At 60.2% G+C, this 24,694-nt stretch carries 28 protein-coding genes and 3 pseudogenes; 19 read left to right on the top strand and 12 right to left on the bottom strand.

Annotated elements, in window-relative coordinates; genetic code table 11:
- Positions 1–66: 66 nt before the first annotated feature.
- Positions 67–266, top strand: a pseudogene (locus tag RMET_RS34335) (WYL domain-containing protein); the annotation flags it as partial.
- A gap of 130 nt (positions 267–396) precedes the next feature.
- Entirely contained in the window at positions 397–1,674 is a 1,278-nt protein-coding gene (locus RMET_RS30420; protein ID WP_231138523.1) for a P-loop ATPase, Sll1717 family, read from the top strand.
- A gap of 8 nt (positions 1,675–1,682) precedes the next feature.
- On the opposite strand, the pseudogene RMET_RS30415 reads toward RMET_RS30420, so the two are convergent.
- Together RMET_RS30415 and RMET_RS34620 are read right to left on the bottom strand one after the other, a co-directional pair.
- A pseudogene (locus RMET_RS30415) lies at positions 1,683–2,204 on the bottom strand (IS3 family transposase); the annotation flags it as partial.
- Entirely contained in the window at positions 2,093–2,419 is a 327-nt protein-coding gene (locus RMET_RS34620) for a hypothetical protein (protein ID WP_011229381.1), read from the bottom strand. The pseudogene RMET_RS30415 and the gene RMET_RS34620, both read right to left, overlap by 112 nt.
- A gap of 311 nt (positions 2,420–2,730) precedes the next feature.
- Between RMET_RS34620 and RMET_RS30405 the strand changes: the two genes are divergently transcribed.
- Complete coding sequence (locus RMET_RS30405; RefSeq protein ID WP_227874024.1) at positions 2,731–3,135, top strand: hypothetical protein; 405 nt, start codon at positions 2,731–2,733, stop codon at positions 3,133–3,135.
- 120 nt (positions 3,136–3,255) lie between these two features.
- Positions 3,256–3,567, top strand: coding sequence for a hypothetical protein (locus tag RMET_RS30400; RefSeq protein WP_017513085.1), 312 nt, complete (start codon positions 3,256–3,258; stop codon positions 3,565–3,567).
- Between the two features lie 423 nt (positions 3,568–3,990).
- On the opposite strand, the gene RMET_RS33300 is transcribed toward RMET_RS30400, so the two are convergent.
- A complete protein-coding gene (locus RMET_RS33300; RefSeq protein ID WP_104669951.1) occupies positions 3,991–4,299 on the bottom strand; it encodes a helix-turn-helix domain-containing protein in 309 nt (102 codons plus the stop codon).
- An 87-nt stretch (positions 4,300–4,386) separates the two neighbouring features.
- Between RMET_RS33300 and RMET_RS33295 the strand changes: the two genes are divergently transcribed.
- The 3 genes from RMET_RS33295 (at position 4,387) to RMET_RS30390 (ending at position 7,189) form a co-directional block, all read left to right on the top strand.
- Positions 4,387–4,827, top strand: coding sequence for a hypothetical protein (locus RMET_RS33295; protein WP_128646586.1), 441 nt, complete (start codon positions 4,387–4,389; stop codon positions 4,825–4,827).
- A 1,502-nt stretch (positions 4,828–6,329) separates the two neighbouring features.
- On the top strand, positions 6,330–6,527 hold the full coding sequence (locus tag RMET_RS30395; RefSeq protein WP_011229380.1) for a type II toxin-antitoxin system VapB family antitoxin: 198 nt from the start codon (positions 6,330–6,332) through the stop codon (positions 6,525–6,527).
- A gap of 404 nt (positions 6,528–6,931) precedes the next feature.
- Positions 6,932–7,189 (top strand): type II toxin-antitoxin system Phd/YefM family antitoxin, encoded by a 258-nt coding sequence (locus RMET_RS30390; RefSeq protein ID WP_011229379.1) that lies wholly within the window; start codon positions 6,932–6,934, stop codon positions 7,187–7,189.
- A 185-nt stretch (positions 7,190–7,374) separates the two neighbouring features.
- Here the strand turns inward: RMET_RS30390 and RMET_RS33860 are convergent, their stop codons facing one another.
- Complete coding sequence (locus tag RMET_RS33860; protein ID WP_011229378.1) at positions 7,375–7,527, bottom strand: hypothetical protein; 153 nt, start codon at positions 7,525–7,527, stop codon at positions 7,375–7,377.
- 537 nt (positions 7,528–8,064) lie between these two features.
- Between RMET_RS33860 and RMET_RS30385 the strand changes: the two genes are divergently transcribed.
- A complete protein-coding gene (locus RMET_RS30385; protein ID WP_011514827.1) occupies positions 8,065–8,688 on the top strand; it encodes a helix-turn-helix domain-containing protein in 624 nt (207 codons plus the stop codon).
- Positions 8,689–8,745: 57 nt separating this feature from the next.
- Here RMET_RS30385 and RMET_RS30380 read toward each other — a convergent pair whose 3' ends face one another.
- On the bottom strand, positions 8,746–9,813 hold the full coding sequence (locus RMET_RS30380; protein ID WP_011229377.1) for a DUF3150 domain-containing protein: 1,068 nt from the start codon (positions 9,811–9,813) through the stop codon (positions 8,746–8,748).
- Positions 9,814–10,041: 228 nt separating this feature from the next.
- Here RMET_RS30380 and RMET_RS30375 point away from each other — a divergent pair, with 228 nt between their 5' ends.
- Together RMET_RS30375 and RMET_RS33855 are read left to right on the top strand one after the other, a co-directional pair.
- Positions 10,042–10,488, top strand: coding sequence for a hypothetical protein (locus tag RMET_RS30375; RefSeq protein ID WP_049799862.1), 447 nt, complete (start codon positions 10,042–10,044; stop codon positions 10,486–10,488).
- Entirely contained in the window at positions 10,457–10,705 is a 249-nt protein-coding gene (locus RMET_RS33855; protein ID WP_017512257.1) for a hypothetical protein, read from the top strand. Before RMET_RS30375 ends, RMET_RS33855 begins: the two co-directional genes overlap by 32 nt.
- A 77-nt stretch (positions 10,706–10,782) precedes the next feature.
- Here RMET_RS33855 and RMET_RS30370 read toward each other — a convergent pair whose 3' ends face one another.
- The 5 genes from RMET_RS30370 to RMET_RS30350 form a co-directional block, all read right to left on the bottom strand.
- Entirely contained in the window at positions 10,783–11,556 is a 774-nt protein-coding gene (locus RMET_RS30370; RefSeq protein WP_011229376.1) for a hypothetical protein, read from the bottom strand.
- A 103-nt stretch (positions 11,557–11,659) separates the two neighbouring features.
- Positions 11,660–12,277: a type-F conjugative transfer system pilin assembly protein TrbC gene (trbC, locus tag RMET_RS30365; RefSeq protein ID WP_011514826.1), complete on the bottom strand. Its 618-nt coding sequence runs from the start codon at positions 12,275–12,277 to the stop codon at positions 11,660–11,662.
- Positions 12,278–12,344: 67 nt separating this feature from the next.
- Positions 12,345–13,379, bottom strand: a complete 1,035-nt coding sequence (locus RMET_RS30360; protein ID WP_011229374.1) for a TraU family protein — start codon at positions 13,377–13,379, stop codon at positions 12,345–12,347.
- Positions 13,376–14,008: a type-F conjugative transfer system protein TraW gene (gene traW / locus RMET_RS30355; RefSeq protein ID WP_011229373.1), complete on the bottom strand. Its 633-nt coding sequence runs from the start codon at positions 14,006–14,008 to the stop codon at positions 13,376–13,378. Before traW ends, RMET_RS30360 begins: the two co-directional genes overlap by 4 nt.
- Before the next feature lie 101 nt (positions 14,009–14,109).
- Entirely contained in the window at positions 14,110–14,826 is a 717-nt protein-coding gene (locus RMET_RS30350) for a DsbC family protein (RefSeq protein WP_011229372.1), read from the bottom strand.
- A 358-nt stretch (positions 14,827–15,184) separates the two neighbouring features.
- Between RMET_RS30350 and RMET_RS31930 the strand changes: the two genes are divergently transcribed.
- Positions 15,185–15,838 (top strand): hypothetical protein, encoded by a 654-nt coding sequence (locus RMET_RS31930; RefSeq protein WP_049799861.1) that lies wholly within the window; start codon positions 15,185–15,187, stop codon positions 15,836–15,838.
- Here RMET_RS31930 and RMET_RS30340 read toward each other — a convergent pair.
- Positions 15,835–16,269: a mercury resistance transcriptional regulator MerR gene (locus tag RMET_RS30340; protein WP_003131969.1), complete on the bottom strand. Its 435-nt coding sequence runs from the start codon at positions 16,267–16,269 to the stop codon at positions 15,835–15,837. The genes RMET_RS31930 and RMET_RS30340 overlap by 4 nt on opposite strands.
- Before the next feature lie 71 nt (positions 16,270–16,340).
- Between RMET_RS30340 and merT the strand changes: the two genes are divergently transcribed.
- The 8 genes from merT to RMET_RS30300 all read left to right on the top strand — a co-directional run bounded on the left by merT (position 16,341) and on the right by RMET_RS30300 (position 23,794).
- Entirely contained in the window at positions 16,341–16,691 is a 351-nt protein-coding gene (gene merT, locus RMET_RS30335) for a mercuric ion transporter MerT (protein WP_006224622.1), read from the top strand.
- Positions 16,692–16,703: 12 nt separating this feature from the next.
- Positions 16,704–16,979, top strand: coding sequence for a mercury resistance system periplasmic binding protein MerP (gene merP / locus RMET_RS30330; protein ID WP_003131987.1), 276 nt, complete (start codon positions 16,704–16,706; stop codon positions 16,977–16,979).
- 71 nt (positions 16,980–17,050) lie between these two features.
- Entirely contained in the window at positions 17,051–18,736 is a 1,686-nt protein-coding gene (gene merA / locus RMET_RS30325) for a mercury(II) reductase (protein WP_011514825.1), read from the top strand.
- A 17-nt stretch (positions 18,737–18,753) separates the two neighbouring features.
- Positions 18,754–19,119: a mercury resistance co-regulator MerD gene (gene merD, locus RMET_RS30320; RefSeq protein ID WP_000995360.1), complete on the top strand. Its 366-nt coding sequence runs from the start codon at positions 18,754–18,756 to the stop codon at positions 19,117–19,119.
- A complete protein-coding gene (merE, locus tag RMET_RS30315; RefSeq protein WP_003132004.1) occupies positions 19,116–19,352 on the top strand; it encodes a broad-spectrum mercury transporter MerE in 237 nt (78 codons plus the stop codon). Before merD ends, merE begins: the two co-directional genes overlap by 4 nt.
- Positions 19,349–20,350, top strand: a complete 1,002-nt coding sequence (locus RMET_RS30310) for a DUF3330 domain-containing protein (protein ID WP_008652068.1) — start codon at positions 19,349–19,351, stop codon at positions 20,348–20,350. Before merE ends, RMET_RS30310 begins: the two co-directional genes overlap by 4 nt.
- Positions 20,256–20,825: a recombinase family protein gene (locus tag RMET_RS30305; protein ID WP_027982055.1), complete on the top strand. Its 570-nt coding sequence runs from the start codon at positions 20,256–20,258 to the stop codon at positions 20,823–20,825. Before RMET_RS30310 ends, RMET_RS30305 begins: the two co-directional genes overlap by 95 nt.
- A 2-nt stretch (positions 20,826–20,827) precedes the next feature.
- On the top strand, positions 20,828–23,794 hold the full coding sequence (locus RMET_RS30300) for a Tn3 family transposase (RefSeq protein ID WP_001138070.1): 2,967 nt from the start codon (positions 20,828–20,830) through the stop codon (positions 23,792–23,794).
- A gap of 410 nt (positions 23,795–24,204) precedes the next feature.
- On the opposite strand, the pseudogene RMET_RS30295 reads toward RMET_RS30300, so the two are convergent.
- Positions 24,205–24,606 (bottom strand): annotated as a pseudogene (locus RMET_RS30295) (MFS transporter); the annotation flags it as partial.
- Positions 24,607–24,694: the final 88 nt, after the last annotated feature.

Here is a 24,694-nt window from a genome sequence, read left to right as displayed (position 1 = left end):
AGTTCCGCATCCGGTGGTCTTGCAGCTTGCTTGGACTACGACACGCCGGAGGGGGTACGCAAGGTGAAAGTACGGGCTGCAAATGCTGGCTACATGCTAAGACGCTAGAATGTCGACTGCTCACCGGACCACAGTCTACGGGTCCACAATTCGCGCTCTGGCTTGCTGATCCGCTAGCGTTGTATGGCGCCGACAGCGCCCCACTCGCGCCTGGTTACGTAAACCCGAAGGCGGACGGGAAGCAGCGGACAGTGAAGGCAATGTAAGCAGTAATCGCGGATAATTGCACGATCATCCTCGCCTTCATAACTGCCGGCAAAAATACGCATCCCATCGAACAAATAGAACGGGGGTCACATGAAGTATGTTTTTCGCAGAAACAGCTCAGTGGGGGCCATGGACGCCGAGTCCGACGAGCAGTTCTTGCGCGACTGCTTTCTCGACACGGGAGACTTGGAGTCTTTGATTGACTCCGACAACCCCAAACGTATTGTCGTTGGCCGTGTTGGCGCAGGGAAAAGCGCTCTACTTGCGCGGCTCCTGGAGACCCAGTCGAATGCCTTCGAGCTTCGCGCGGAGACACTATCGCTGAGCTATGTGGCGAACTCCGACATCATCCAGTTCTTCGAGTCCGCCGGCGTCAAGCTTGACCTCTTCTACCAGTTACTGTGGAAGCATGTTTTCGTGGTGGAACTACTTCGGCGGCGTTACAAGATTACCGAGCATGAACCCTGGGGCTTTTTGGATAATTTCCGGGATCTCTTCCAGAAAGACCAGGCAAAGAAACGCGCCGTGGAGTATCTCCGCCAGTGGAACGACCAATTCTGGCAGGACACGGAGACACGCGTCAAAGAGTTCACCACCAAACTCGAGCGCAAGCTTGCCGGTACGCTGGATGCAAAGGTTCATGGCTTCTCACTAAATGCTTCAGCGGCGAAAAACCTTACTGACGAGGTAAAGGCAGAAGTCATCCATAAGGCCCAGTCCGTCGTCAACGAGAATCAGGTTCGGGAGCTTGGAGAGATCATTACGCTCTTGGCGGATGAGATCTTCACCGACCCCAAAAATAGGTTTTACATCGTCATCGACAGGCTAGACGAGTCTTGGGTTGACGATCGCATCCGATACAAGCTGATTCGAGCTCTCGTTGAGACAATCAGGGCATTCCAGCGCGTCAGGTCAGTCAAGGTCGTTATAGCGGTTTGGGAAGACCTGCTGCGGACGGTCTTCGAGTCAACTCGCGAGGCAGGCTTCCAGGAAGAAAAATTCGAAAGCCTTATCCTCCGCCTGAGGTGGAGCAAAGCCCAGCTTAGGCAGCTCCTGGACCTTCGTATCGAGAAGCTCATCAGAGAACAGTTCACGCAGAGGAAGGTCACATTCGACGACGTTTTCCGGGGCGCAGTTCGAAACGAATCCGCCATCGACTACCTTCTCAGCAGAACTTTATTCAGACCACGCGACGCCATCTCGTTCGTCAACTGCTGCATTGAGCTTTGCGAGGGAAAGGAGGCGGTCCCACCTTCCGTCGTTCAAGACGCAGAGCGCAAGTACTCTATGGGGCGATTGCGATCTCTCCGTGACGAGTGGAGTGGCCACTATTCTTCGCTCAACGCATGCGCTGAACTCATCCGTGAACCGCCCCGGTTTTCGAGGAGGCCGATTGGTTTAAGTTGAGGCCGCCACAGCGCCTCGCTGGCGAGTTGCCGCCAGTAGTTTGCCTCAGCTTCAGCCGGAGGGATGTACCCGATGGGCTCAAGCAGTCGGATGTGGTTGAGCCAGCGCACCCATTGCAGGGTGGCCAGTTCCACGGATTCCCTGGACTTTCAGGGCGCTCGGCGGTGAATCAATTCGGCTTTGTACAGCCCATTGATGGTCTCGGCCAGCGCGTTGTCGTAGCTGTCGCCACGACTGCCGACCGAGGGTTCGATGCCAGCCTCGGCCAGGCGCTCGGTGTAGCGAATGGACAGGTATTGGGAGCCTCTGTCGGAATGATGAACCAAGGCATCGGAGCTGGCCGGTTGGCGGTCATACAGAGCCTGTTCCAGGGCATCCAGCACGAAGTCCGTACGCATGGTGCTGTTCACGCGCCAGCCTACGATTCGCCGCGCAAATACGTCGATGACGAACGCCACATACAGCCAACCCTGCCAGGTCGAGACATAGGTGAAGTCCGACACCCATAGTTGATTGGGCCGCTCGGCTTGAGGCGTTCGCGCTTGCTGCTGGTCAGGCCCTCGCGTTGCCCGCTGTCGACCTCCTCACGCTTGACCCAGTCCAGCAGCGTCTGCGATACGCAGCCAATCTTGGGCGCGATGGATTCAACGGCTGCCCATAGCGAGGGGTATTCGCCTCGATGCTCCTGCACCATGCGCACGGCACGCTCGCGCACCTCGGGTGAGAACTTGTTCGTCTTGTTCATGGCTCCATTCTCTCAAGAGTTGGAGCCTCCTCAAGCCAAATCCCGGGGCGGTTCAGGGGGATATCGAAGCCCTCGTTATCCAGCAAATACAAGAGGCGCTGAAAACAAAGCGCTGAGGGCATTCTCCCGGTCTAATGGATATCACTCTCTGGCCCATCCCAATGACCGCTCAGCGTCGCGAGCCGCCGATGGAGCCGGGCCTGGCCTGTGACTGGGGCGGACGACGGGGACCGGCCAGAAGCGGCCAGTCGACAACCACCACCACATTGCACACAATACGTAGTCTGGTCCTCAAAGGCATCCACCGCACCATGCAACGACACACCCTGTATGCGTATGTAGATGGGACTGACCTCGACGACGTTGCAGTGGCTATCGAGCGGGAGCTCGTCGCACTTGCAGACTCGTCAGGCTGGGTCGCTTCGCGCCCAATTGTGGTGAACCAGAAGAGCATGCACGCTGGTAGCCGACCAGATGACTTGCCGGACTGGGACCTAGGAGTCAACTTGACCCTGCCCGAGCCTGAATTCGAGCCAACTGATTGGTTTGCTGACATCGAACGAGTTGTGGCGCGCTTGGCCCAACTGCATTCGAAATTCGGGCGCGATTTCGTCATTGGCATTGCGGATAACGCAAGCGGCGTGGCCGACGACCTTTTTCACATCGAATCAGAGACCACAGACTTAGGTAAGCTGCGTATGCTCATCGGGGCTTAGGCTGTCCAACGTCGTGATGGAGAAGTGTTTTGCTGCGGCTACCGCCTATCGGCCAGCACCGGTCGCTCACTAGAGGCTGCTTCGCGTTGCACACGTACGACGACAGAGAATCGGATTTACATGAACCTCGCTTCCCTCATCGCGGACCTGGAGTCGGTCGATAACACACTCACCATCGTCGCAAAACGACCATGGACCGCAAACTCGGACGCACGGTTGGTTTCATTGACCGACGAGTACCGCATTCCTAGCAACGTACTGCAAGAGGGCTTTGAGTATTTTCTTGAGGTGTCAATAGCTCTCGATGAAGTACTAGGCGAACTCGCGAGCCAACTCTCACCGGCTCAACGGGTCGCAGCGATTGTCTACTACGCTGAAAATGACGCTTATCCAGATTGGCTCAATACGATAGCTCGGTCCTTGCGTGGATGACCGCTTCGCGGTGACCAGCGTGGCGAATTGGGTGTCTGCTCAGGGTCGGTAACCGCCGATTGGAGGCGATAGCGGCAGTACTTCTTGCGCATGCGTCACGCCGTGATTTCCTGACTGGCGCATTGGCTTTTGGCTTTTGGCTTTTGGCTTTTGGCTTTTGGCTTTTGGCTTTTGGCTTTTGGCTCTTGGCTCTTGGCTCTTGGCTCTTGGCACGCTGGCGACCTTCGGCAACCTTCGGCAACCGGAGCATTGCGAAGATTGAGTTGCCGCTTCTTCCTGAGCGTTAACATGAGATCGCCGCGTAGCGATGGCTGCGCGGCGATCCTGTCCTACGGTGCAAGTTTCGGGCGGAGGCGCCACACGGCGCCAGCCTACTCCCGAGCGTCGGAATCGCTAGCAAAAGGCATCTACTGCACGCGGACGCTAGGGCTCAGTCCGCTGCTTCTTCTCGAATTTAGACAACTCCTCGAGTTGCGATCGAACCTTCTCTAAGATGGCGCGTTGCTCAGATCGCGTACGCGACCGCAAATATGTGAGTGCCACCAATGTAAGTGGATGTACGTTGAGAGCCTCGGCAAGAGAATCAATTTTGTCCAGTGTCGGACTCTTTAACCCTCGCTCTAGGCTACTGACGTATGTCCGGCTGGAAACCACATCCAGCGCCTCTTGCGGAGCTTTCCGGAACCGCCGCACTGTACGCAACGCACCACCAAAGTTCTCTCTGAGCGTCATGGGAAGAGCTGAAGCAAATCCCATAATCTCGTCTTTATGAACACTATAGAGCTACAATCTATAGTGTTCATTACCTTGGAGAGAGTCGTGTTCTTAACGCAGGAAGCTTGGCGTCATCCCAATCCTTCATTACAAGCCCTGGTTGCACCCGCCCAAGCCTGGCAATGCGTTAGCGTTGACGAAATGCGCCCTAGCCTTCTGTTGGAGGTGAAGCACCTCGACCCCAGCGAACTGCCGAATTGGATTCTGTCCTCGTCAATGGAGGACGTGGTCGATATGCTTATTCATGCGCCAGAGCGAATCGGCGCCGTTCAAGCACTGGTGCCTAGCGGGCTGCACAAATCAGGAACCTGGCATTTGGAGCCAGTGGTCGGCATCGACGAATGGGTTCTGGGCAATCGCTCGGGACTTGAATGCCATACGGAATCGGGCGAGCGGTACGCATTTGTGCCGAGGCCAGCGAACTCGGAAACGCACCGTCAATGGAAACTTCCTGCTGCTGCGCTCTGCGATGGAATGACGACCTGAGCGGCAGTCCTGCCCGGCTGCCTAGCAACTTGTGCGACTGGACGTCAACCAGCTCGCGCCATTTAGTGCACGCGGCCGCGCCTGACTTGGCCGCCATTGTTCGGCAACGACACAGCAATGCATAGGAAATGTGAGGCCCAAACACATGCGAACGGTGAGCCAATTAGATCAGCTTCGAAACCACGTACCGATTGGCCAGGATCGCCTTGGCGCGTTTGTCGCGCTTGCCTCGATTCCACAACCATACATTCGCGAACTGATGCAGTTGATTCAGCGGGAGATGGTCCCCATCTTCCATCACGAATCGGCAGGTGACTGCATATATCCTTGGGATTGGTACGCGTGGCTGGAGAATGCACTCTTTTGCCCATTTTGAACGCGAAAGAAACTGCCACTGCTGATATGGCTAACACAAGCAAGCCGAGTGAAAAGCTGCGGGCAGACGTTGTTGCCCTGCAAAAACGAAGTGTCCAGGTTGGCTGGCCCTGGCAGAGATTTCGGACAACGCCAAGTCGCACAGGCCCGTTCGTAGTGCCTATAAGGGGAAACTTCGCGTATCGCTGACAGGGCTCTAAGCGATCATTGACTGCTGCAACCGGCGCAAACTTCGGAAAGTGCCCAGTCGCGCTGATGGCGCTAATGTTGGCACTCGACCATGCCGGTGCAGCACGCCCGGTTAGCCGCATACCCCGTGATCCCTTGCTTTGGGCGGAAGGCTAATTCTTGCCCTACAACTACTGCGTCCACGTCTCCGCACGCCGGTTAGGGCGCCACAAGCGGGTCGGCCGAGCCACTATCCGAACGCCATGCGCCACAGCCACCACGTGACGGCACCCTCCCCATCCTGAACGACGAGCTGGCCTCTCTACCCCTTCTGACGCGAACTGGAATCAAGTGTGAAGGTTCAGGCGCAATCCGCTGCAAGCTCAGTAATATTAGCCGCGGTGATTCCGAAAAGAGTACAGTTGATCGCATGCCGCGTCCGCACGGCAAACGGTCCGCATCACGCTTTGATGATGTCAGGACTCGAATGCACCAATCTGTGCGAACAATGACAAGTCGAATTTCTGTCATTTTTGTCGTTATCCGTGGCAAATAATCGGCAACAACAAATGGAGAAGGTCGGTACGGCCGCCTCCAGCAAGGCTTTGGGGCGATTGAAAGCCCCGCGTACCGACCTTAATGGCGCGACGTACCGACCTTAATGGCGCGACACAACACAAAATGCCCAAGACTTCTGCTCAAACAAAGTGCATTGATTATCCCAATACTCAGTCCAGCGGCGATACGGCTGTGTGCTAAGGCGAACGTTACCGCAGCCAGGACCTGCACCGCGGGTGTACTCCTAAATGAACGCCGCACGCTCGGTGGCAATTGGCCGGTCTCAAGTTCCACGAACTGTCCTATTGGTGTGACATGCCGCCCGCGTTCCGAATGACAAGACGCACCATTTTAGGCATCAATAGATGCTATAAGTCCTGCTTGTACTCGCGGAGGTTCCCATGCGTACGACTATTGCGCTTGACGACGAATTGTTAGCCAAGGCGCAAGCCTATACGGGCCTGTCGGAGAAAACGGCAATTGTGCGCGAAGCGCTAAAGGCCTTGATCCAGCGTGAAGCGGCCAAACGACTCGCGAACCTTGGCGGAAGCCAACCGGGCATCCAAGGGGCGGCGCGGCGCCGGCAGGACATCGAATGATTCCTGTCGACAGGTCGATGTGGATTGATCACATCAACACACACCCCGCAGAAGGGCAAAGCACCCCTGTGCAGGCGAGAGCGCGTAATGCGCGTCAGGGACGGGGCATCGATCCGAATTGGAGCAAGTCTGCTAGTCGAGAAGCGCCCCGTTCTCCTCCCGGCCTCCTCGTCCTGCACATCCTTCGCAGGGAGCCGCGTCAAGGAGGCGTCAGAGTAAGCTCCATTGCCCTTTTTAATCGGATCCTCGTTGCGCAGATCATGCCGATCGTCGTCGCGCGCCACATCGGAAGCCACATACGGACCGAACTAGAGTTTCAAGGGACTGGAGGAAATTCTTGTTATCGTCTGGACTGGTAGACCACAGCCGGACCGACGCACGCCCACTTGAGCAGGATTGACCCAATGAAATCAATGGCCCTTAGTGTAGTGCGAGCAGATTTTGAGAAGACGATAGTCTCAGTCTGCAAGAACAGCGAGCCACTCGTCATCAAGAGACGGCGTGGCGCACCTGTGGTGCTCATGTCGCTTCAGGCCTACGAGAGCATCCAGGAGACGCTGCACCTGTTGGGGACCGAGAAGAACGCGACCCGGTTGCGTGAGTCCATTACGGAGTTTCGTGCGAGCCAGCCCCGGCGCAAGGGCACCAGACAGTACCCGTAAGCCTCCCCGTTAGACCAGACAATGTCCGCCATTTTGGGAGGGCGGAGCTAGTCCGTTTTGGCCGAATAGCTATTTCGGAGGGCTGAAAATGCAAACGGTACGGGCCCAGCCCTCCTCCCTCTCGGGATGAAGCATAGGTAGCCGTACCAAATTTATTTTAGTTTCGTACCGGTACTATTTTCGCCCTACAAACATCTGCTGAACGGCCCCGCCCCTCGCCTCAGATGCTGAAATAGGTTCATCTCCTGAATCTGCATGAACAATCGCTGCACGCCCTGCAGTGCGGCCCACAGCCGGTCGCATTCGAGGATCGTCAGCGCGTGGTGCAGTTGCTTCATGCGCCCTCTGACGAGCGGGCCACCAACACTGACGACCTTGTTCGCAAACGGAAGGTACCAGTGTCGATCGACTACTTCAGCCCGTTGATCGCGCTCTGCCACGGGAGGCACGCACGGGACTGACCGGCGATCGCTGGGACACCACCTTTGCGCACACGCCAGGAATGCAAAACCACGGTGGGGCGGCAGATCAATCCACCCTACATGGATGTACCGCCACGGAAGCCCCTCGCCGGATATGCGCACGCGGGCCGTACGTCCTCGCCCTCCATGCCTAGGCCCTTCTAGCCAGCACCACGCACGCCCGCCGCTCCCAATTATGAGCACTAAGTCTGAGAATCTTTGCAAGGTACTTTGAGAATTTGGGCCTTACTCTGAGAATGGACAGTTGTCTTGTTGTCTCGATGGCATAAGAGACTTGAATCTTGTTGTTATGTGTGTAGAATCAGATTGCTAAGACAATAAGGCAAGACGAGCCCTGCGCGTCGATTGCCTCTCCCGATTACTGACCTGTTAGCCACGTCGGAGAACGAAGCTATGACAAAGTCCGCGCCTGCACACGGTGGTGGATCGCATGCGGCAGCACCGACGCGGCGAGTTTCCGCAAAATCGCGAAAGACGACCGAAGTGACCGCCAAAATGACTACGCACGAACAGCACGGCGCTGAAAGCACTGCGTCTGAGCACGAGGCTGAGGCCTCGGGCAAGCGCCATGTTGATGGTATTCGCCTGATCAACCTGATCAGGAAGACTCTGATTGACCGCGGGCTTCCGCAGCGGACGATCTCCGACATCCTCGGAGTCACCCCGGTGTACTGGAACTCGATCATGAGCGGTAACCGCTCTATCAAATCGCTTGGTAAGGATCGGTTCGACACGATTGCGGAATGGCTCGGCATCCCGACCGTACAGGTACTCAATCAGGCCGACTATCTCTCGATCGAAGACTTCTATTCCAAGAAAGACCTGCACGAGCAACTGTGGCTGGCCATCGTAAAAATGGCTAACGACCCACAGTGGATGGCCTACGCCCCTACCCGCGAAGAATGGGATGTACTCCCTCTGCGTGTCCAGATCGGATATGCAGCGCTGTATGAGCGCGACTATGGACGTGTACTGACGGCGAAGGCTCAGATTGAAGTCCCTGATCTAGTCAGCTAAGCCGCCGGCCATCCCCGCCAAGAAAAGACGCCCCAGATCGAATCTGGGGCGTTTTCGTTACAGGACCAATTCCAGCGTGTCATCCTGGGTCGAGGCCACGGGTTCAGCGGCGCTCGGCAGGATTGCAGTAGGGAGTGGGCTCGAAGGTTGAGGCGATTCGTCGAAGGCTGGGGCCGTGTCGCCGATGGCGAGGTCGGGTTGAGACTGCATTGGCACGTTGGCGGCCGGAGGCTGGACACCAGGCGTGACCGCCGGCGCCGCTGATTCCACATCGAGCGGATCAAACTTTACCGAGTCTTCGGAGAGAATGTTTTCCGCCTTCATGCACCTGGACAGGAGCGATGACACCATTAGGAACTGAACGCCTTCAATGTTCTGCCCCTCCGGAACTGCGCCCAGGACCTTGTCGCATACTTCGGCCAGTCGACTGAACTTCATCGACAGGACGCCCATCGCTTCCGCCTTGTTGCGAACACGGCGAATCAATCCCAGGACGCGGCTGCTCGTGCGCCCCGCGGCCGGCCCTTTCCAGGACTTTCGCACGTCTTCCGCAATCTCGAGCGCCGCCTGGCCAACTAAGCCTTTGACTTCTGCGTGGAGCGCGTCGTCCTCGCCAAAGAAACTGGTGGACTGGATGCCTGTGGCGGAAATGTCAAAGGAGAGCATGCGGTCCATGTCGTCCGTCTTTGGCGCGTGCAGGCGAATGAGATCCGCTCGCGACTTGCCATTGTTGGTCGAACTGGCATTGACCGGGGCATTCGCCCACTCATCAACGATCCTCGGGAGGTTGGCCAGGAACTCGGCCTTCTCCTTCATGAATCGCGCCTTGATGTCCGTCATCTTGCTGGAGAGCCCGGCGGCTTCGCTCAGCGGTACGAAGTAGCCACGCACACGGTTGTGAATGCGGCGAGCGACGCCAACTTTCAGGATCTCTCGCTTCGCTTCCGAACGGTATTTCGAAACCCACGAAAAAGAACCTCGCGGGAGCATCTTGCCGACCTCACGGATGAAATCATCCGCCTCGACCGTTTTCTCTCCGGTGCTGCCTCCGATGATGAAGTCAAACAGGACGACATCTTTCAGAATCGCCATCTGGCTGCTAGCCACCGTCGTTGCTTGGTTCATGTGTATCTCCTGAAGTTAGACGAAACAGGCCCCTTGCACAGGCCTGGCTCTTCGATATGCCGGACAGGGGGAAGTAACTGACGGTCGCAACTAGCGAGGGTTTGTTGTCGATGGTCGTTGCAGGTGGTGGGGGGGTAGGAGGACGTTTCTGGCCAGACGAATCGCGTTCTAGAGCCGTGTTACGCATTCCCGGACATCAGTAACTCTTCACATTTCAAAGGAGAAACCATGGACGAATGCGCTCGCACAGCTACGCAGCAGAAGGCCGGCATGGGTGGCCCCTCCCCTGCCCTTGACTTGAATGGACGCCAATACGGTGCGTTGCAGGCCGAGCCCGTCGCGGGCCAGGCTGGTTTCTATCAGCGGAGGCCGAACGGCATCCTGTTGTTAGGCATTGATCGCCAGCCGTTCGCGTTTGTTGTAACGGATGAAAGGCAAGGGCAGTTCTTCGTGTCCTGCTTCAAGCACGGGAGCGAGATCCGGTACATGTTCAGTACAACGAGTGCTGGCGAGCAGCGCTTGGGCATTGCGGGGATCAGTATGGCCAGCGAAGCGGAACTTGTTCGATCTCTGGTCCATCAACTGGCGGCCGAAACAACGCGAGTCGACACGCGCGGGGCCAACCAATGTCCGGAGTATCGTCATGCAAGTTCAAGAGCAAGAGGTGAAGTTTGAGTCGCTGGAATTGTGCCTGGGTCGTAATGGAGAGGTCAAAACAAGCGGCCTTCTGATCCGGGACCTCGACGGCTACATTGAAATGCAGCCTTTGACGTCGCGCGGGGTGCCTGCACGATGCCTCATGCAGATTCCCAGCGATCAGCGCGTGCTCAATCAAATGGCCGAGGTGTTCACACGCCTGGCCGCGCGAGCTGCTGAGTCGCGTGGAACATAGAAATAAAGGCGGCCCGGATACCGGTGCCGCCTTTTTACTTTCGCCCTCCAGGTGCGCTCGAGTGGTGGTCGTCGGAACTAGATCGCGGTACTGCAGGCCGCCGGCGTGGAGCCAACGATACGGACACTTACCGAGTTCGGCTCGACCTTGTCGATCGCGAGATGGGTGCCGGCCATCGAAATCAGCCGCAGATCATTCATGTATGCCAAGTCGCGCGAGCCGCGGATTCGGCCGGAAGCATCGGTCCGAAGGACGCGGTACTTCGCCACGCCGTCGTTGGCGCCAAGGAATACGGTTGAGATGCCGCAGAGTGCTGGCCCGCTCGTCCGAGACTTGGTGATCACCATGTCGCCCGGGGTGATCGAGACAGGTTCCTGCATCTCGTAGGTATCTCCCGTCGCCTTCAGTGCGTTCTCGAGTACTGCGCCGGTGTCCGTAATGGCGAAGTAGCGATTCCGGGCGAAGAGCGAGCTGCTCTCAGGGGCGGCCTTGACCAGATAGAAGGTCCTCCCCTCCTTGTCGACGATCTTTGCCGCCGGCGCAACGCGGGCGCCAGCCTTGAGGGACAGGGAAGCGTCGCCGGCCTCGAGCTTCACCTCTCGGACAACCTCCAGGAGCGGCGTGGTCGTCTTGGTCGAGACCGTGAACTCCATGAGCTTTGCACCTGGTGCGGCGGTACGTGTGTCGCCGGGTTTGACCCCGTCGGCGCCATTGATGCGCTCGACCGCCGGGCGAACCTGCTCGACAGGTACAACGTTCGGGAAAGTCGATTTCACCGTCGTAGTACCGCCGGCGATCGCGGAGAGGGATAGGGTCGACATGGCCACGGCCATGCCAAGCATTTTCTGCATAATTTTCTCCTTGGTAACCACAAGAACCGGGTTTGGAGGCTGATGTCCTGGGCTCAAGCCCCGCTGGCGGTCGGACCGGTGCCGTCCCGCCAGCAAGGCCCGTTCATCGCAATGTGCCGGGCTGATTCTTGGCTCGGATGGCCGCGAGGCGGTTCTCAGCGAGCTTTGCGATCGTTGGCTGCGCCCGCCGGCGGATCGTGTCCAGGGCTAGCTCGACGGACATGTTGCCGGCCACCGCCGAGTAGGCTGTCTCCGGCGAGCAGCCGTCGTCAAGCACGGATTCGGCCTCCGCACTCGCAACCACAAACGTCGGCACTGCGGTTACCTTGAACGCCTTGAAGAGGTCCGGATGGATCTCCCATGGGGCGCCCGCTCGGTTGACTTCGAGCGCGGCGAGCTTGGTTGCTTTGAGCGACCCGTCCTTGAAACCGCGGACCACCATAACGGCGCCCGTCTCCTTGGCCTGTCGAGCCAGCTCAGTAAGGACGGGCTTTGGCATCGAGAACGAGACAAAGATGATGAGGTCGTTCGCCCCCTGCTTTGCCGGCGCCGGGCCACCCTTCTTGGCCTCTGCATACTGCTGCATGATGTCGTCCAGACTCTGCGTTCGCACTGGCGGCGGCGCCTTAATCGTGGGGACCTCGACCTTGAACGTACCCGGCTTCACCGGCTTGATGTTCTGTCCAAGGACTGCTGCCGCCTCTTCTCGGTGCTTGGCCATTTCTGTCTGGATCTCGGCTTCGGGTGGTAGCGAGAGCGACTGAGCGATGGCCGTGCCAGCCCAGCCATTAGCCAGGAGAAGCGCCGCTGCAGCAATCACGTTTGCGGAATATCGCATAGCCAAAGTCCCTCCAGCCCGGCATGGGCAATTCAGTGTTTGTTTGGGTAAGAATGGGCGATCGCCCGATCGGGTCGCAGCATTTGCCGGCGATCTTGACGGTCTGCGGAATTGGGTACAGGCGCGTGAACTTGTACTGCCGCTTATCCATGATGATCTGCGGGTAGTAGCCGCACATGGCATCGCTGCCGAACGCTGACCACTGCGTTCCGGCGGCATGGAGTTTGGCCAGAACGCGCGTCGTCTGGAGCCGCGCAGTCTGCTCCATGCTCAGGTGAGCCTCATTATTCCCTGTCAGGGGATACATGTGCCCGTAGGCGCCCGCGGCCCAGAAGATCTCTGGGATCGGAAAGCCTGCAGTAGCCGCCACTGCATCGGCTGACATTGCGCCGATGGCAACCATCCCTCCGAACGGGAACGCGTAAGGCGCGATGATGCCGGCGAGCTCATCATCGTTGTGCGTCGGGTCGGCGAAGGACACCCAAGGGATGTCAATGCCCCGCTGGTCCAGACAGGAATCGTCCAGAATCGCGCCCATGACGTACAGTGCCGGATTGATGTAGAGGTTCACCTGCATGAACGACGTCCGGGTAGACCCGATCTCCCCCGACTGGTCATCAGAGATCTGGCCGAAGGCATCGGCATTCACGCCAGTGTTCACCCTCACCCCACCGAGCAGCGGGAAGCAGCCTGGAACGGCAGTCACATCCGTCATCATGTCGAACTCCCAGAATGACGTCGGGATGCCGACTTTCGGCGGGTTCTGGCAAAAGCAGATCGGGTTCACGGGGCCAGAATCGAAGTCGTCCTGGCCGCCCCCGAGAAGAGTCGCGGTGCCGAACAACTTGATCGGCATCATGCATGACCAGCACACGTCGGAGATCAGGTTGGGAAACTTGCCCGTGCAAAGCGCGTCGGCGTTCGCAGTGCCAGAACCGAAGAGTGCACCGGCGAGCAGGAGGGCCGCTGAGATGAGTTTCTTCATGGCGCGAACTCCTCGACCTGCAGCATTTTCCCCTTCTGGGAAAGCACTGCCGGGACCCGCTTGATGCCAAAGTGCTGAGTCAAAATGCCCTGCTGGTCAAAGTAGACCGGTCGCTTCCATTCGCGATCTAGTTTCAGGAAAGAGCCCGCGACGAGAACGACCTTGTCGCGGGGATTCTCGTCGATGCGCTTCTTGGCGTACTGGACTTGCTTCGGGTCGCGGCCGTCGATGAACACGATGGCCTTCGACAGAGCAGTGAAATCGAGCGGATTGAGTTTGGTCCCCGCGGGAACGAGAACATTGCCCAGGTGATCCTTCACGTTGTCAGGGTAGGTATAGGTAGGATCGAACGTCCACACCTTTGGACCGGTTGCGGTCGATATACCCGGAACTGGAGGGGGATTTTCCAGGTTGGAGAGCTGCTTGTTCCTGTAGTCTTCCCAGAACTTCTTCAGCTGGCCCTGCTTCTCCATGTTGGTCAACCGACCTTTGATCATGTCGACAGCGTCCTGCTCCTGGATGTCCCAGGTATTGCCGTATCGGCCGAGAGACTCGGCAAACGACGCGCAGGCGATGGTAGAGAGTGCCAAGCCAAGGAAGAGCGCTGTAGTGCGGCGGCTTACCTTCATATGGGCTCCGATCAACGAAGTAGATAGCACAAAACCGCGACCTTGGCCGCGGCTTTCGATGCGCCACTCACCGTGAAGGCGAGTGGTTGGGAGACACCTGATTACTTCGCACCATTGAGCCACGCGTCGATTCGCGCAGCGTCAGCGGCGCCCGGCAAGATGCGGCCATCGGCGCTGAACAGGGTCGGGGTGCCCCGCACGCCGAGGCCGTCGCCCAGTGCAGCAATACGCTTGATCGGGTTGTCGCACTTCGCCGCCGGCGCCGGGACGTTCTGGGTGACGAGCTTGTCCCACGCAGCAGCGCGTTGTGCGGCCGGCAGGCACCAGATCGACTCCGACTTGGCACTCGCCTGCGGGTGCAGTGAGTCGAGCGGGAACATGAACGTATAGATGGTCACGTCATCCAGCTGTGGGAACGCTTGCGCTTCGAGCTGCTTGCAATACGGGCAGTCGGGGTCAGAGAAGAGGTAGAGCTTGCGCGTGCCCTTGCCTTTCACGCGCACGATCGCGTCCTGAATGGGCAGCTTGCTGACGTCGATCTTGTTGGCGGCTTCGCGTTTCGAGGCGGTGAGATCCTGGCGCTTCTCCATGTCGTACATGCTGCCGAAGAGGAAGTAGTGCCCTTCCTTGTCGGTGTACGCGATGTTCTTGCCCATGGTGAGCTCGTAGATCCCCGGAATCGGGGTGGCCTCGACGCTGGTGAAGTTCGTGTTGGGATACTTGATCTTCAGTGTCGCCATCACGCTGTCGGTCTCAGGCGAAGCATGGGCAGCGATGGACATGGCGGCAAAGGCCAGAGCAGCAGCAATCTTTTTCATTCGTGTTCCCTCAGGTTCAGTTGTCGGAAGGGGTATCCAAATACGATCGGATCTTCGGTTGCCCGCGTCCTGCGATCAATGAAGATTCATCACACGTAACTATACACGTTATGTATTGAATTGGCGTCTTCTGTATAATTTGACGTCGTGGAGGGCGCGGGTGTGGCGAATGAGCCACATCGGCATGGCGCTTGGTGGATGCAAATCTGGCCGGCGCGGCTGAATTGGCGTGAAATCTCCTTTTGCTCGCCGGAGCGTCCCCTGCCCTCCACAAGGCATCATCTTGGATAGAGCAGCTTCACCCTGGCCCCCCGCCGGGAGAACTGCATTCACTGGCTACGGATTTGAGGGACAGCACGTGACTGAAGGGCGTACGGAATTGCTCTATGCGGCGTTTAGAGAGAGGGTTGAGTATCACCTTCTGTCGGCTCTGGTTCGCGGCAAGGCGACGCTGGGGCGCGACGATGTGTCCGCACAGAATGCACTTGCCCAACTTGAGGCCAGGCTGAAAGCCGTGGGCCGGTGGATTCGAGTTCATGGTTTCGTCGATGTCGCCACATTTGGGCAGCACTCGAGCGCGGCCAACCTTTCGCGCAAGGCAAGGGCCTTGATCAGTGTTCCGGGTGCGACATTGGAGTCAGCGCGGCGAGTCCTGACGGCCGAGCGGGTCGAGTTTCTGTGGGCTGAGCATCTCGCCGCAACGCTTGACGAGGACGAGACTGCAGGGGCGATCGACTGGGTTGAACTCGTGGATGCGCAGGGCAGAATCATTGGCACCGGCAGACCGCGACATGGCTCGCTGGTTTGGGAGCTCGTCGAGCACCTCGCAGAGGAAGAATGTGCCGCTCGCACTGTGTCTGCCGCAGCAATGGATGCGGATGCTACCCATGCACGGCATGAAGCCCCCGATCGCGCAGCGGCGCTGGTTGCGGAAGCGAGCTATCAACGTTCAATCGTCGCTGCGGCGTCCTTCTGGGGGTCGTCTCAGAAAACGGAAAATAAAGCACGCTAAGGCATAGCCGAACCTGCCAAGCTTGCTCCACCCTGTAGTGACGCGATCAGCGGGCAGGAAACGTTCCCCCTTCGCGCATGGCAGGCGCACACCAACTCAGACAGCACGGCCTCCATGCGCGCCAGGTCAGCCATTTTCTCGCGCACGTCCTTGAGCTTGTGCTCGGCCAGACTGCTGGCTTCCTCGCAATGGGTGCCATCCTCCAGCCGCAGCAGCTCGGCGATCTCATCCAGGCTGAAGCCCAGCCGCTGGGCTGATTTCACGAAGCGCACCCGCGTTACATCCGCCTCGCCATAGCGGCGGATGCTGCCATAGGGCTTGTCAGGCTCCAGCAACAAGCCCTTGCGCTGATAGAAACGGATGGTCTCCACATTGACCCCGGCCGCCTTGGCGAAAACGCCAATGGTCAGGTTCTCCAAATTGTTTTCCATATCGCTTGACTCCGTACATGAGTACGGAAGTAAGGTTACGCTATCCAATTTCAATTCGAAAGGACAAGCGCATGTCTGAACCAAAAACCGGGCGCGGCGCGCTCTTCACTGGAGGGCTTGCCGCCATCCTCGCCTCGGCTTGCTGCCTCGGGCCGTTGGTTCTGATCGCCTTGGGGTTCAGCGGCGCTTGGATCGGCAACTTGGCGGTGTTGGATCCCTATCGCCCCATCTTTATCGGCGTGGCGCTGGTGGCGTTGTTCTTCGCCTGGCGGCGCATCTACCGGCAGGCAGCGGCCTGCAAACCGGGTGAGGTCTGCGCGATTCCCCAAGTGCGAGCTACTTACAAGCTCATTTTCTGGATCGTGGCCGCGCTGGTTCTGGTCGCGCTCGGATTTCCCTACGTCATGCCATTTTTCTACTGATCGGAGTTCACCATGAAGAAACTGTTTGCCTCCCTCGCCCTCGCCGCCGTTGTTGCCCCCGTCTGGGCCGCCACCCAGACCGTCACGCTGTCCGTACCGGGCATGACCTGCTCCGCCTGCCCGATCACTGTCAAGAAGGCGATTTCCAAGGTCGAAGGCGTCAGCAAAGTTGACGTGACTTTCGAGACACGCCAAGCGGTCGTCACCTTCGACGATGCCAAGACCAGCGTGCAGAAGCTGACCAAGGCAACCGCAGACGCGGGCTATCCGTCCAGCGTCAAGCAGTGAGTCACTGAAAACGGCACCGCAGCACAACGGACGTCATTGTCTGGCGCCACAAACGATAAAGGATCTGTTGCATGACCCATCTAAAAATCACCGGCATGACTTGCGACTCGTGCGCGGCGCACGTCAAGGAAGCGCTGGAAAAAGTGCCAGGCGTGCAGTCGGCGCTGGTGTCCTATCCGAAGGGCACAGCGCAACTCGCCATCGTGCCGGGCACATCGCCGGACGCGCTGACTGCCGCCGTGGCCGGACTGGGCTACAAGGCAACGCTAGCCGATGCGCCACTGGCGGACAACCGCGTCGGACTGCTCGACAAGGTGCGGGGATGGATGGCCGCCGCCGAAAAGCACAGTGGCAACGAGCCCCCGGTGCAGGTAGCGGTCATTGGCAGCGGTGGAGCCGCGATGGCGGCGGCGCTGAAGGCCGTCGAGCAAGGCGCGCAGGTCACGCTGATCGAGCGCGGCACCATCGGCGGCACCTGCGTCAATGTCGGCTGTGTGCCGTCCAAGATCATGATCCGCGCCGCCCACATCGCCCATCTGCGCCGGGAAAGCCCGTTCGATGGCGGTATTGCGGCAACTGTGCCTACGATTGACCGCAGTAAGCTGCTGGCCCAGCAGCAGGCCCGCGTCGACGAACTGCGGCACGCCAAGTACGAAGGCATCCTGGGCGGTAATCCGGCCATCACCGTTGTGCACGGTGAGGCGCGCTTCAAGGACGACCAGAGCCTTACCGTCCGTTTGAACGAGGGTGGCGAGCGCGTCGTGATGTTCGACCGCTGCCTGGTCGCCGCGGGTGCCAGCCCGGCGGTCCCGCCGATTCCGGGCTTGAAAGAGTCACCCTACTGGACTTCCACCGAGGCCCTGGCGAGCGACACCATTCCCGAACGCCTTGCCGTAATCGGCTCGTCGGTGGTGGCGCTGGAGCTGGCGCAAGCCTTTGCCCGGCTGGGCAGCAAGGTCACGGTCCTGGCGCGCAATACCTTGTTCTTCCGTGAAGACCCGGCCATCGGCGAGGCGGTGACAGCCGCTTTCCGTGCCGAGGGCATCGAGGTGCTGGAGCACACGCAAGCCAGCCAGGTCGCCCATATGGACGGTGAATTCGTGCTGACCACCACGCACGGTGAATTGCGCGCCGACAAACTGCTGGTTGCCACCGGTCGGACACCGAACACGCGCAGCCTCGCGCTGGACGCAGCGGGGGTCACTGTCAATGCGCAAGGTGCCATCGTCATCGACCAAGGCATGCGCACGAGCAACCCGAACATCTACGCGGCCGGCGACTGCACCGACCAGCCGCAGTTCGTCTATGTGGCGGCAGCGGCCGGCACCCGTGCCGCGATCAACATGACCGGCGGCGATGCGGCGCTCGACCTGACCGCAATGCCGGCCGTGGTGTTCACCGATCCGCAAGTGGCGACCGTGGGCTACAGCGAGGCGGAAGCCCACCACGACGGGATCGAGACCGACAGCCGCACCTTGACCTTGGACAACGTGCCGCGTGCGCTCGCCAACTTCGACACACGCGGCTTCATCAAGTTGGTTATCGAGGAAGGCAGCCATCGGCTGATCGGCGTACAAGCGGTCGCGCCGGAAGCGGGTGAACTGATCCAGACGGCGGCTCTGGCCATTCGCAACCGCATGACGGTGCAGGAACTGGCCGACCAGTTGTTCCCCTACCTGACGATGGTCGAGGGGTTGAAGCTCGCGGCGCAGACCTTCAACAAGGATGTGAAGCAGCTTTCCTGCTGCGCCGGGTGAGAAAAAGGAGGTGTTCAATGAACGCCTACACGGTGTCCCGGCTGGCTCTTGATGCCGGGGTGAGCGTGCATATCGTGCGCGACTACCTGCTGCGCGGATTGCTGCGCCCGGTGGCGTGCACACCAGGCGGCTACGGCTTGTTCGATGACGCCGCCTTGCAACGGCTGTGCTTCGTGCGGGCGGCCTTCGAGGCGGGCATCGGCCTCGACGCGCTGGCGCGGCTGTGCCGGGCGCTGGATGCGGCGGACGGCGACGAAGCGGCCGCGCAGCTTGCCCTGCTGCGTCAGTTCGTCGAGCGTCGGCGCGAAGCGTTGGCCGATCTGGAAGTGCAGTTGGCCACCCTGCCGACCGAGCCGGCACAGCACGCGGAGAGTCTGCCATGAACAACCCCGAGCGCTTGCCGTCCGAGACGCACAAACCGATCACCGGCTACCTGTGGGGCGGACTGGCTGTGCTGACTTGCCCCTGCCACCTGCCCATCCTCGCTGTCGTGCTGGCCGGCACAACCGCCGGTGCTTTCCTCGGCGAGCATTGGGTCATCGCGGCGCTCGGTTTGACCGGCCTGTTCCTTCTGTCCCTGTCGCGGGCGTTGCGGGCATTCAGGGAAAGAGAATGAGCGCTTTCCGGCCGGATGGATGGACGACGCCGGAACTGGCCCAAGCGGTCGAGCGCGGGCAGCTTGAACTGCACTACCAGCCCGTCGTCGATCTGCGCAGTGGTGGGATTGTCGGCGCGGAAGCCCTGTTGCGCTGGCGTCATCCGACGCTTGGACTATTGCCACCGGGCCAGTTCCTGCCCGTGGTCGAATCGTCCGGCCTGATGCCTGAAATCGGCGCTTGGGTGCTGGGCGAAGCCTGCCGCCAGATGCGTGACTGGCGAATGCTGGCATGGCGACCGTTCCGGCTGGCCGTCAATGTTTCGGCGAGCCAAGTGGGACCGGACTTCGACGGGTGGGTAAAGGGCGTGCTGGCTGATGCCGAGTTGCCCGCCGAGTATCTCGAAATCGAGCTGACCGAATCGGTCGCGTTTGGTGATCCGGCGATCTTCCCCGCCCTGGACGCCTTGCGGCAGATCGGTGTGCGCTTCGCCGCCGATGACTTCGGGACGGGGTATTCCTGTCTGCAACATCTGAAGTGCTGCCCAATCAGCACGCTCAAGATCGACCAATCGTTTGTCGCCGGGCTCGCCAACGACCGCCGCGACCAAACCATCGTGCACACCGTGATTCAGCTTGCGCACGGGCTGGGCATGGATGTGGTGGCTGAAGGCGTGGAAACATCGGCGAGTCTTGATCTATTGCGACAAGCGGACTGCGACACAGGACAAGGCTTCCTGTTCGCGAAGCCAATGCCGGCGGCGGCATTCGCCGTCTTCGTCAGTCAATGGAGGGGTGCCACCATGAATGCAAGTGACTCGACCACCACCAGTTGCTGCGTGTGCTGCAAGGAAATCCCGCTCGATGCCGCCTTCACCCCGGAAGGCGCGGAATACGTCGAGCACTTCTGCGGGTTGGAGTGTTATCAACGCTTCGAAGCGCAAGCGCATCGGTTACGTCCGCGTCAGCAGCTTCGACCAGAACCCAGAACGGCAGCTCGAACAGATCCAGGTGGATAAAGTGTTCACCGACAAGGCGTCGGGCAAGGACACACGGCGGCCCGAACTGGAACGGCTGCTCGCCTTCGTGCGCGAAGGCGACACGGTCGTGGTGCACAGCATGGATCGTCTGGCGCGCAACCTCGACGACCTGCGCCGCCTGGTGCAGGGCCTCACCCAGCGCGGCGTACGCATCGAGTTCCTTAAGGAGCATTTGACCTTCACCGGCGAGGACTCGCCGATGGCGAACCTGATGCTGTCGGTAATGGGCGCGTTCGCCGAGTTCGAACGCGCCTTGATCCGCGAGCGGCAGCGCGAGGGCATCGCGCTCGCCAAGCAGCGCGGGGCCTACCGTGGCAGGAAGAAATCCCTGTCGTCTGAGCGTATTGCCGAACTGCGCCAACGTGTCGAGGCTGGCGAGCAAAAGACCAAGCTGGCTCGTGAATTCGGAATCAGTCGCGAAACCCTGTATCAATACTTGAGAACGGATCAGTAAATATGCCACGTCGTTCAATCCTGTCCGCCGCCGAGCGCGAAAGCCTGCTGGCGTTGCCGGACACCAAGGATGAGTTGATCCGTCACTACACGTTCAGCGAAACCGACCTCTCCATCATCCGGCAGCGGCGCGGCCCGGCCAACCGGCTGGGCTTCGCCGTGCAGCTCTGTTACCTGCGCTTTCCTGGTGTCATCCTGGGCGTCGATGAGCCGCCGTTTCCGCCCTTGTTGAAACTGGTCGCCGACCAGCTCAAGGTCAGCGTCGAAAGCTGGGACGAATACGGGCAGCGGGAGCAGACCCGGCGCGAGCACCTGGTCGAACTGCAAACGGTGTTCGGCTTCCAGCCCTTTACCATGGGCCACTACCGGCAGGCCGTCCAGTTGCTGACCGAGATGGCCTTGCAGACCGACAAGGGCATCGTGCTGGCCAGCACCTTGATCGAGCACCTGCGGCAGCAGTCGGTCATTCTGCCTGCCCTCAACGCCGTCGAGCGGGCGAGCGCCGAAGCAATCACCCGCGCCAACCGGCGCATCTACGATGCCTTGGCCGAACCGCTGTCGGACGCGCATCGCCGCCGCCTCGACGATCTGCTCAAGCGTCGGGACAACGGCAAAACGACCTGGCTGGCCTGGCTGCGCCAATCGCCCGTCAAACCGAATTCGCGGCACATGCTGGAACACATCGAACGCCTCAAAGCGTGGCAGGCGCTCGACCTGCCTTCTGGCATCGAGCGGTCGGTGCACCAGAACCGCCTGCTCAAGATCGCCCGTGAGGGTGGCCAGATGACGCCCGCCGACCTGGCCAAGTTCGAGGCGCAGCGACGCTATGCCACCCTGGTGGCGCTTGCCATCGAGGGCATGGCCACCGTCACCGACGAAATCATCGACCTGCACGACCGCATCCTGGGCAAGCTGTTCAACGCCGCCAAGAACAAGCATCAGCAGCAATTCCAGGCGTCCGGCAAGGCGATCAACGCCAAGGTGCGGCTGTTCGGCCGCATCGGCCAGGCGCTGATCGAGGCCAAGCAGGCGGGCCGCGATCCGTTCGCCGCCATCGAGGCCGTCATGTCCTGGGATGCCTTCGCCGAGAGCGTCACCGAAGCGCAGAAGCTTGCGCAGCCCGAGGACTTCGATTTCCTGCACCGCATCGGCGAAAGCTACGCCACGCTGCGCCGCTACGCGCCGGAATTCCTTGCCGTGCTCAAGCTGCGGGCCGCTCCCGCCGCGAAGGACGTGCTCGACGCCATCGAGGTGCTGCGCGGCATGAACAGCGACAACGCCCGCAAGGTGCCCGCCGACGCGCCGACCGAGTTCATCAAGCCGCGCTGGCAGAAGCTGGTCATGACCGACACCGGCATCGACCGGCGCTACTACGAACTGTGCGCGCTGTCGGAGATGAAGAACGCGTTGCGTTCCGGCGACATCTGGGTGCAGGGGTCGCGCCAGTTCAAGGACTTCGAGGACTACCTGGTGCCGCCCGCGAAATTCGCCAGCCTCAAGCAGGCCAGCGAATTGCCGCTGGCCGTGGCCACCGACTGCAACCGGTACCTGAACGACCGGCTGACGCTGCTGGAAACACAGCTTGCCACCGTCAACCGTATGGCGACGGCCAACGAGCTGCCGGACGCCATCATCACCGAGTCAGGCTTGAAGATCACGCCGCTCGACGCGGCGGTACCCGACACCGCCCAAGCGCTGATCGACCAGACGGCAATGATCCTGCCGCACGTCAAGATCACCGAACTGCTGCTGGAGGTGGACGAATGGACGGGCTTCACTCGGCATTTCGCGCATCTGAAATCGGGCGACCCGGCCAAAGACAAGAACCTGTTGCTGACCACGATCCTCGCCGACGCGATCAACCTGGGCCTGACCAAGATGGCGGAGTCTTGCCCCGGCACGACCTACGCCAAGCTGGCTTGGCTGCAAGCCTGGCACATCCGCGACGAAACCTACGGGGCGGCGCTGGCCGATCTGGTCAACGCACAGTTCCGCCATCCCTTCGCCGAGCACTGGGGCGACGGCACCACCTCATCGTCGGACGGCCAGAACTTCCGCACCGGCAGCAAGGCCGAGAGCACCGGCCACATCAACCCGAAATACGGGAGCAGCCCAGGGCGGACGTTCTACACCCACATTTCTGACCAGTACGCGCCATTTCACACCAAGGTCGTGAACGTCGGCGTGCGCGATTCGACCTACGTGCTCGACGGCCTGCTGTACCACGAGTCCGACTTGCGGATCGAGGAGCATTACACCGACACGGCGGGCTTCACCGATCACGTCTTCGCCCTGATGCACCTCCTGGGCTTCCGCTTCGCGCCGCGCATCCGCGACCTGGGCGACACCAAGCTCTACATCCCGAAGGGCGACGCCGCCTATGACGCGCTGAAACCCATGATCGGCGGCACGCTCAACATCAAGCACGTCCGCGCCCATTGGGACGAAATCCTGCGGCTGGCCACCTCGATCAAGCAGGGCACGGTGACGGCCTCCCTGATGCTCCGAAAGCTCGGCAGCTACCCACGCCAGAACGGCCTGGCCGTGGCGCTCCGCGAGCTGGGCCGCATCGAGCGCACGCTGTTCATCCTGGACTGGCTGCAAAGCGTGGAACTGCGCCGCCGCGTGCATGCCGGCCTGAACAAGGGCGAGGCGCGCAATGCGCTGGCCAGGGCAGTGTTTTTCAACCGCCTGGGTGAAATCCGCGACCGCAGTTTCGAGCAGCAGCGCTACCGGGCTAGCGGCCTCAATCTGGTAACGGCTGCCGTCGTGTTGTGGAACACGGTCTATCTGGAACGGGCTGCGCACGCGCTGCGTGGCAACGGCCATGCCGTTGATGACGCGCTGTTGCAGTACCTGTCGCCGCTCGGTTGGGAGCACATCAACCTCACCGGCGATTACCTCTGGCGCAGCAGCGCCAAGATCGGCGCGGGCAAGTTCAGGCCGCTACGACCGCTGCAACCGGCTTAGCGTGCTTTATTTTCCGTTTTCTGAGGCGACCCCATCTATGCGCTGCACGAATTCTCCGAGGCCGGCGCATTGCCGTTTGTCGATAATCGATACTGGCATGACATGACAGAACCGTACGGTCCCAACGGGATCTACGGTGCCTGGCTGAGCTACAGCCTGGTGCTTGCGCCGTTGGCCTTCCTTGGCTTTGCGTGGCTGTCAGGCCGAAGAGGTTCGGGGCCGCCCGAAAAAGTCTGAGCCGTGCGAGGTGCGGATAGCGCGAAGGCTGCCCGCTGCAGGCTGCGTCGACTGGTAGACGAAATCGCGGAGGGGCCACCGGACGCAGCCCGGTGGGCACGTGCGGGACGAAAGAAATCGCGGCAACCTGCCGGGCGTGAAGCGCGGAGAGGCGATCATGTGGATCGTGGTCATCAGCGGCCATGATCGCTGCCCGACCCTTGGCCTGCCACTTGCGGCGTGTCACGCTGAGCGACAAAGATCAGCGCAATGGTGACCGCGCAAAAAGCCGCACCTGCATAGAACGTGAAGGCTGCTCCGAGCCGGTCCCAAAGCAAGCCGGCCAACGCGCTGGCAATGAGAAGCGCCAGCCCGCTCGCCAGATTAAAGAAGCCGAACGCCGTGCCTCGCAGATCTTCGGGCGCGGTGTCGGCTACCATGGTGGCAAGCAGTCCCTGGGTCATGCCCATATGCAGCCCCCATAGCGCCACGCCGGCCAGCATTACCGCCCAGTACGCGCCTATCGCCAGCACGAGGTCGGCGAGAATAAGGGCCACCAGACCCCATGCCAACAGCGTGGTATGAGGCAGACTATCGTGTGCATAAGCAGCTTTCGTGATGCCGAAAGCGTGGGGATTTGAGCAAGAACGGTGATGGACGCTGGAGGGGTTCCCTCAGGGAGCG

This window comes from Cupriavidus metallidurans CH34, assembly GCF_000196015.1.
In the GTDB taxonomy this organism is placed as follows: Bacteria; Pseudomonadota; Gammaproteobacteria; order Burkholderiales; family Burkholderiaceae; genus Cupriavidus; species Cupriavidus metallidurans.
The sequence above is the reverse complement of the archived record's forward strand: the minus strand, read 5'-3'. Positions and strand labels throughout refer to the sequence as shown.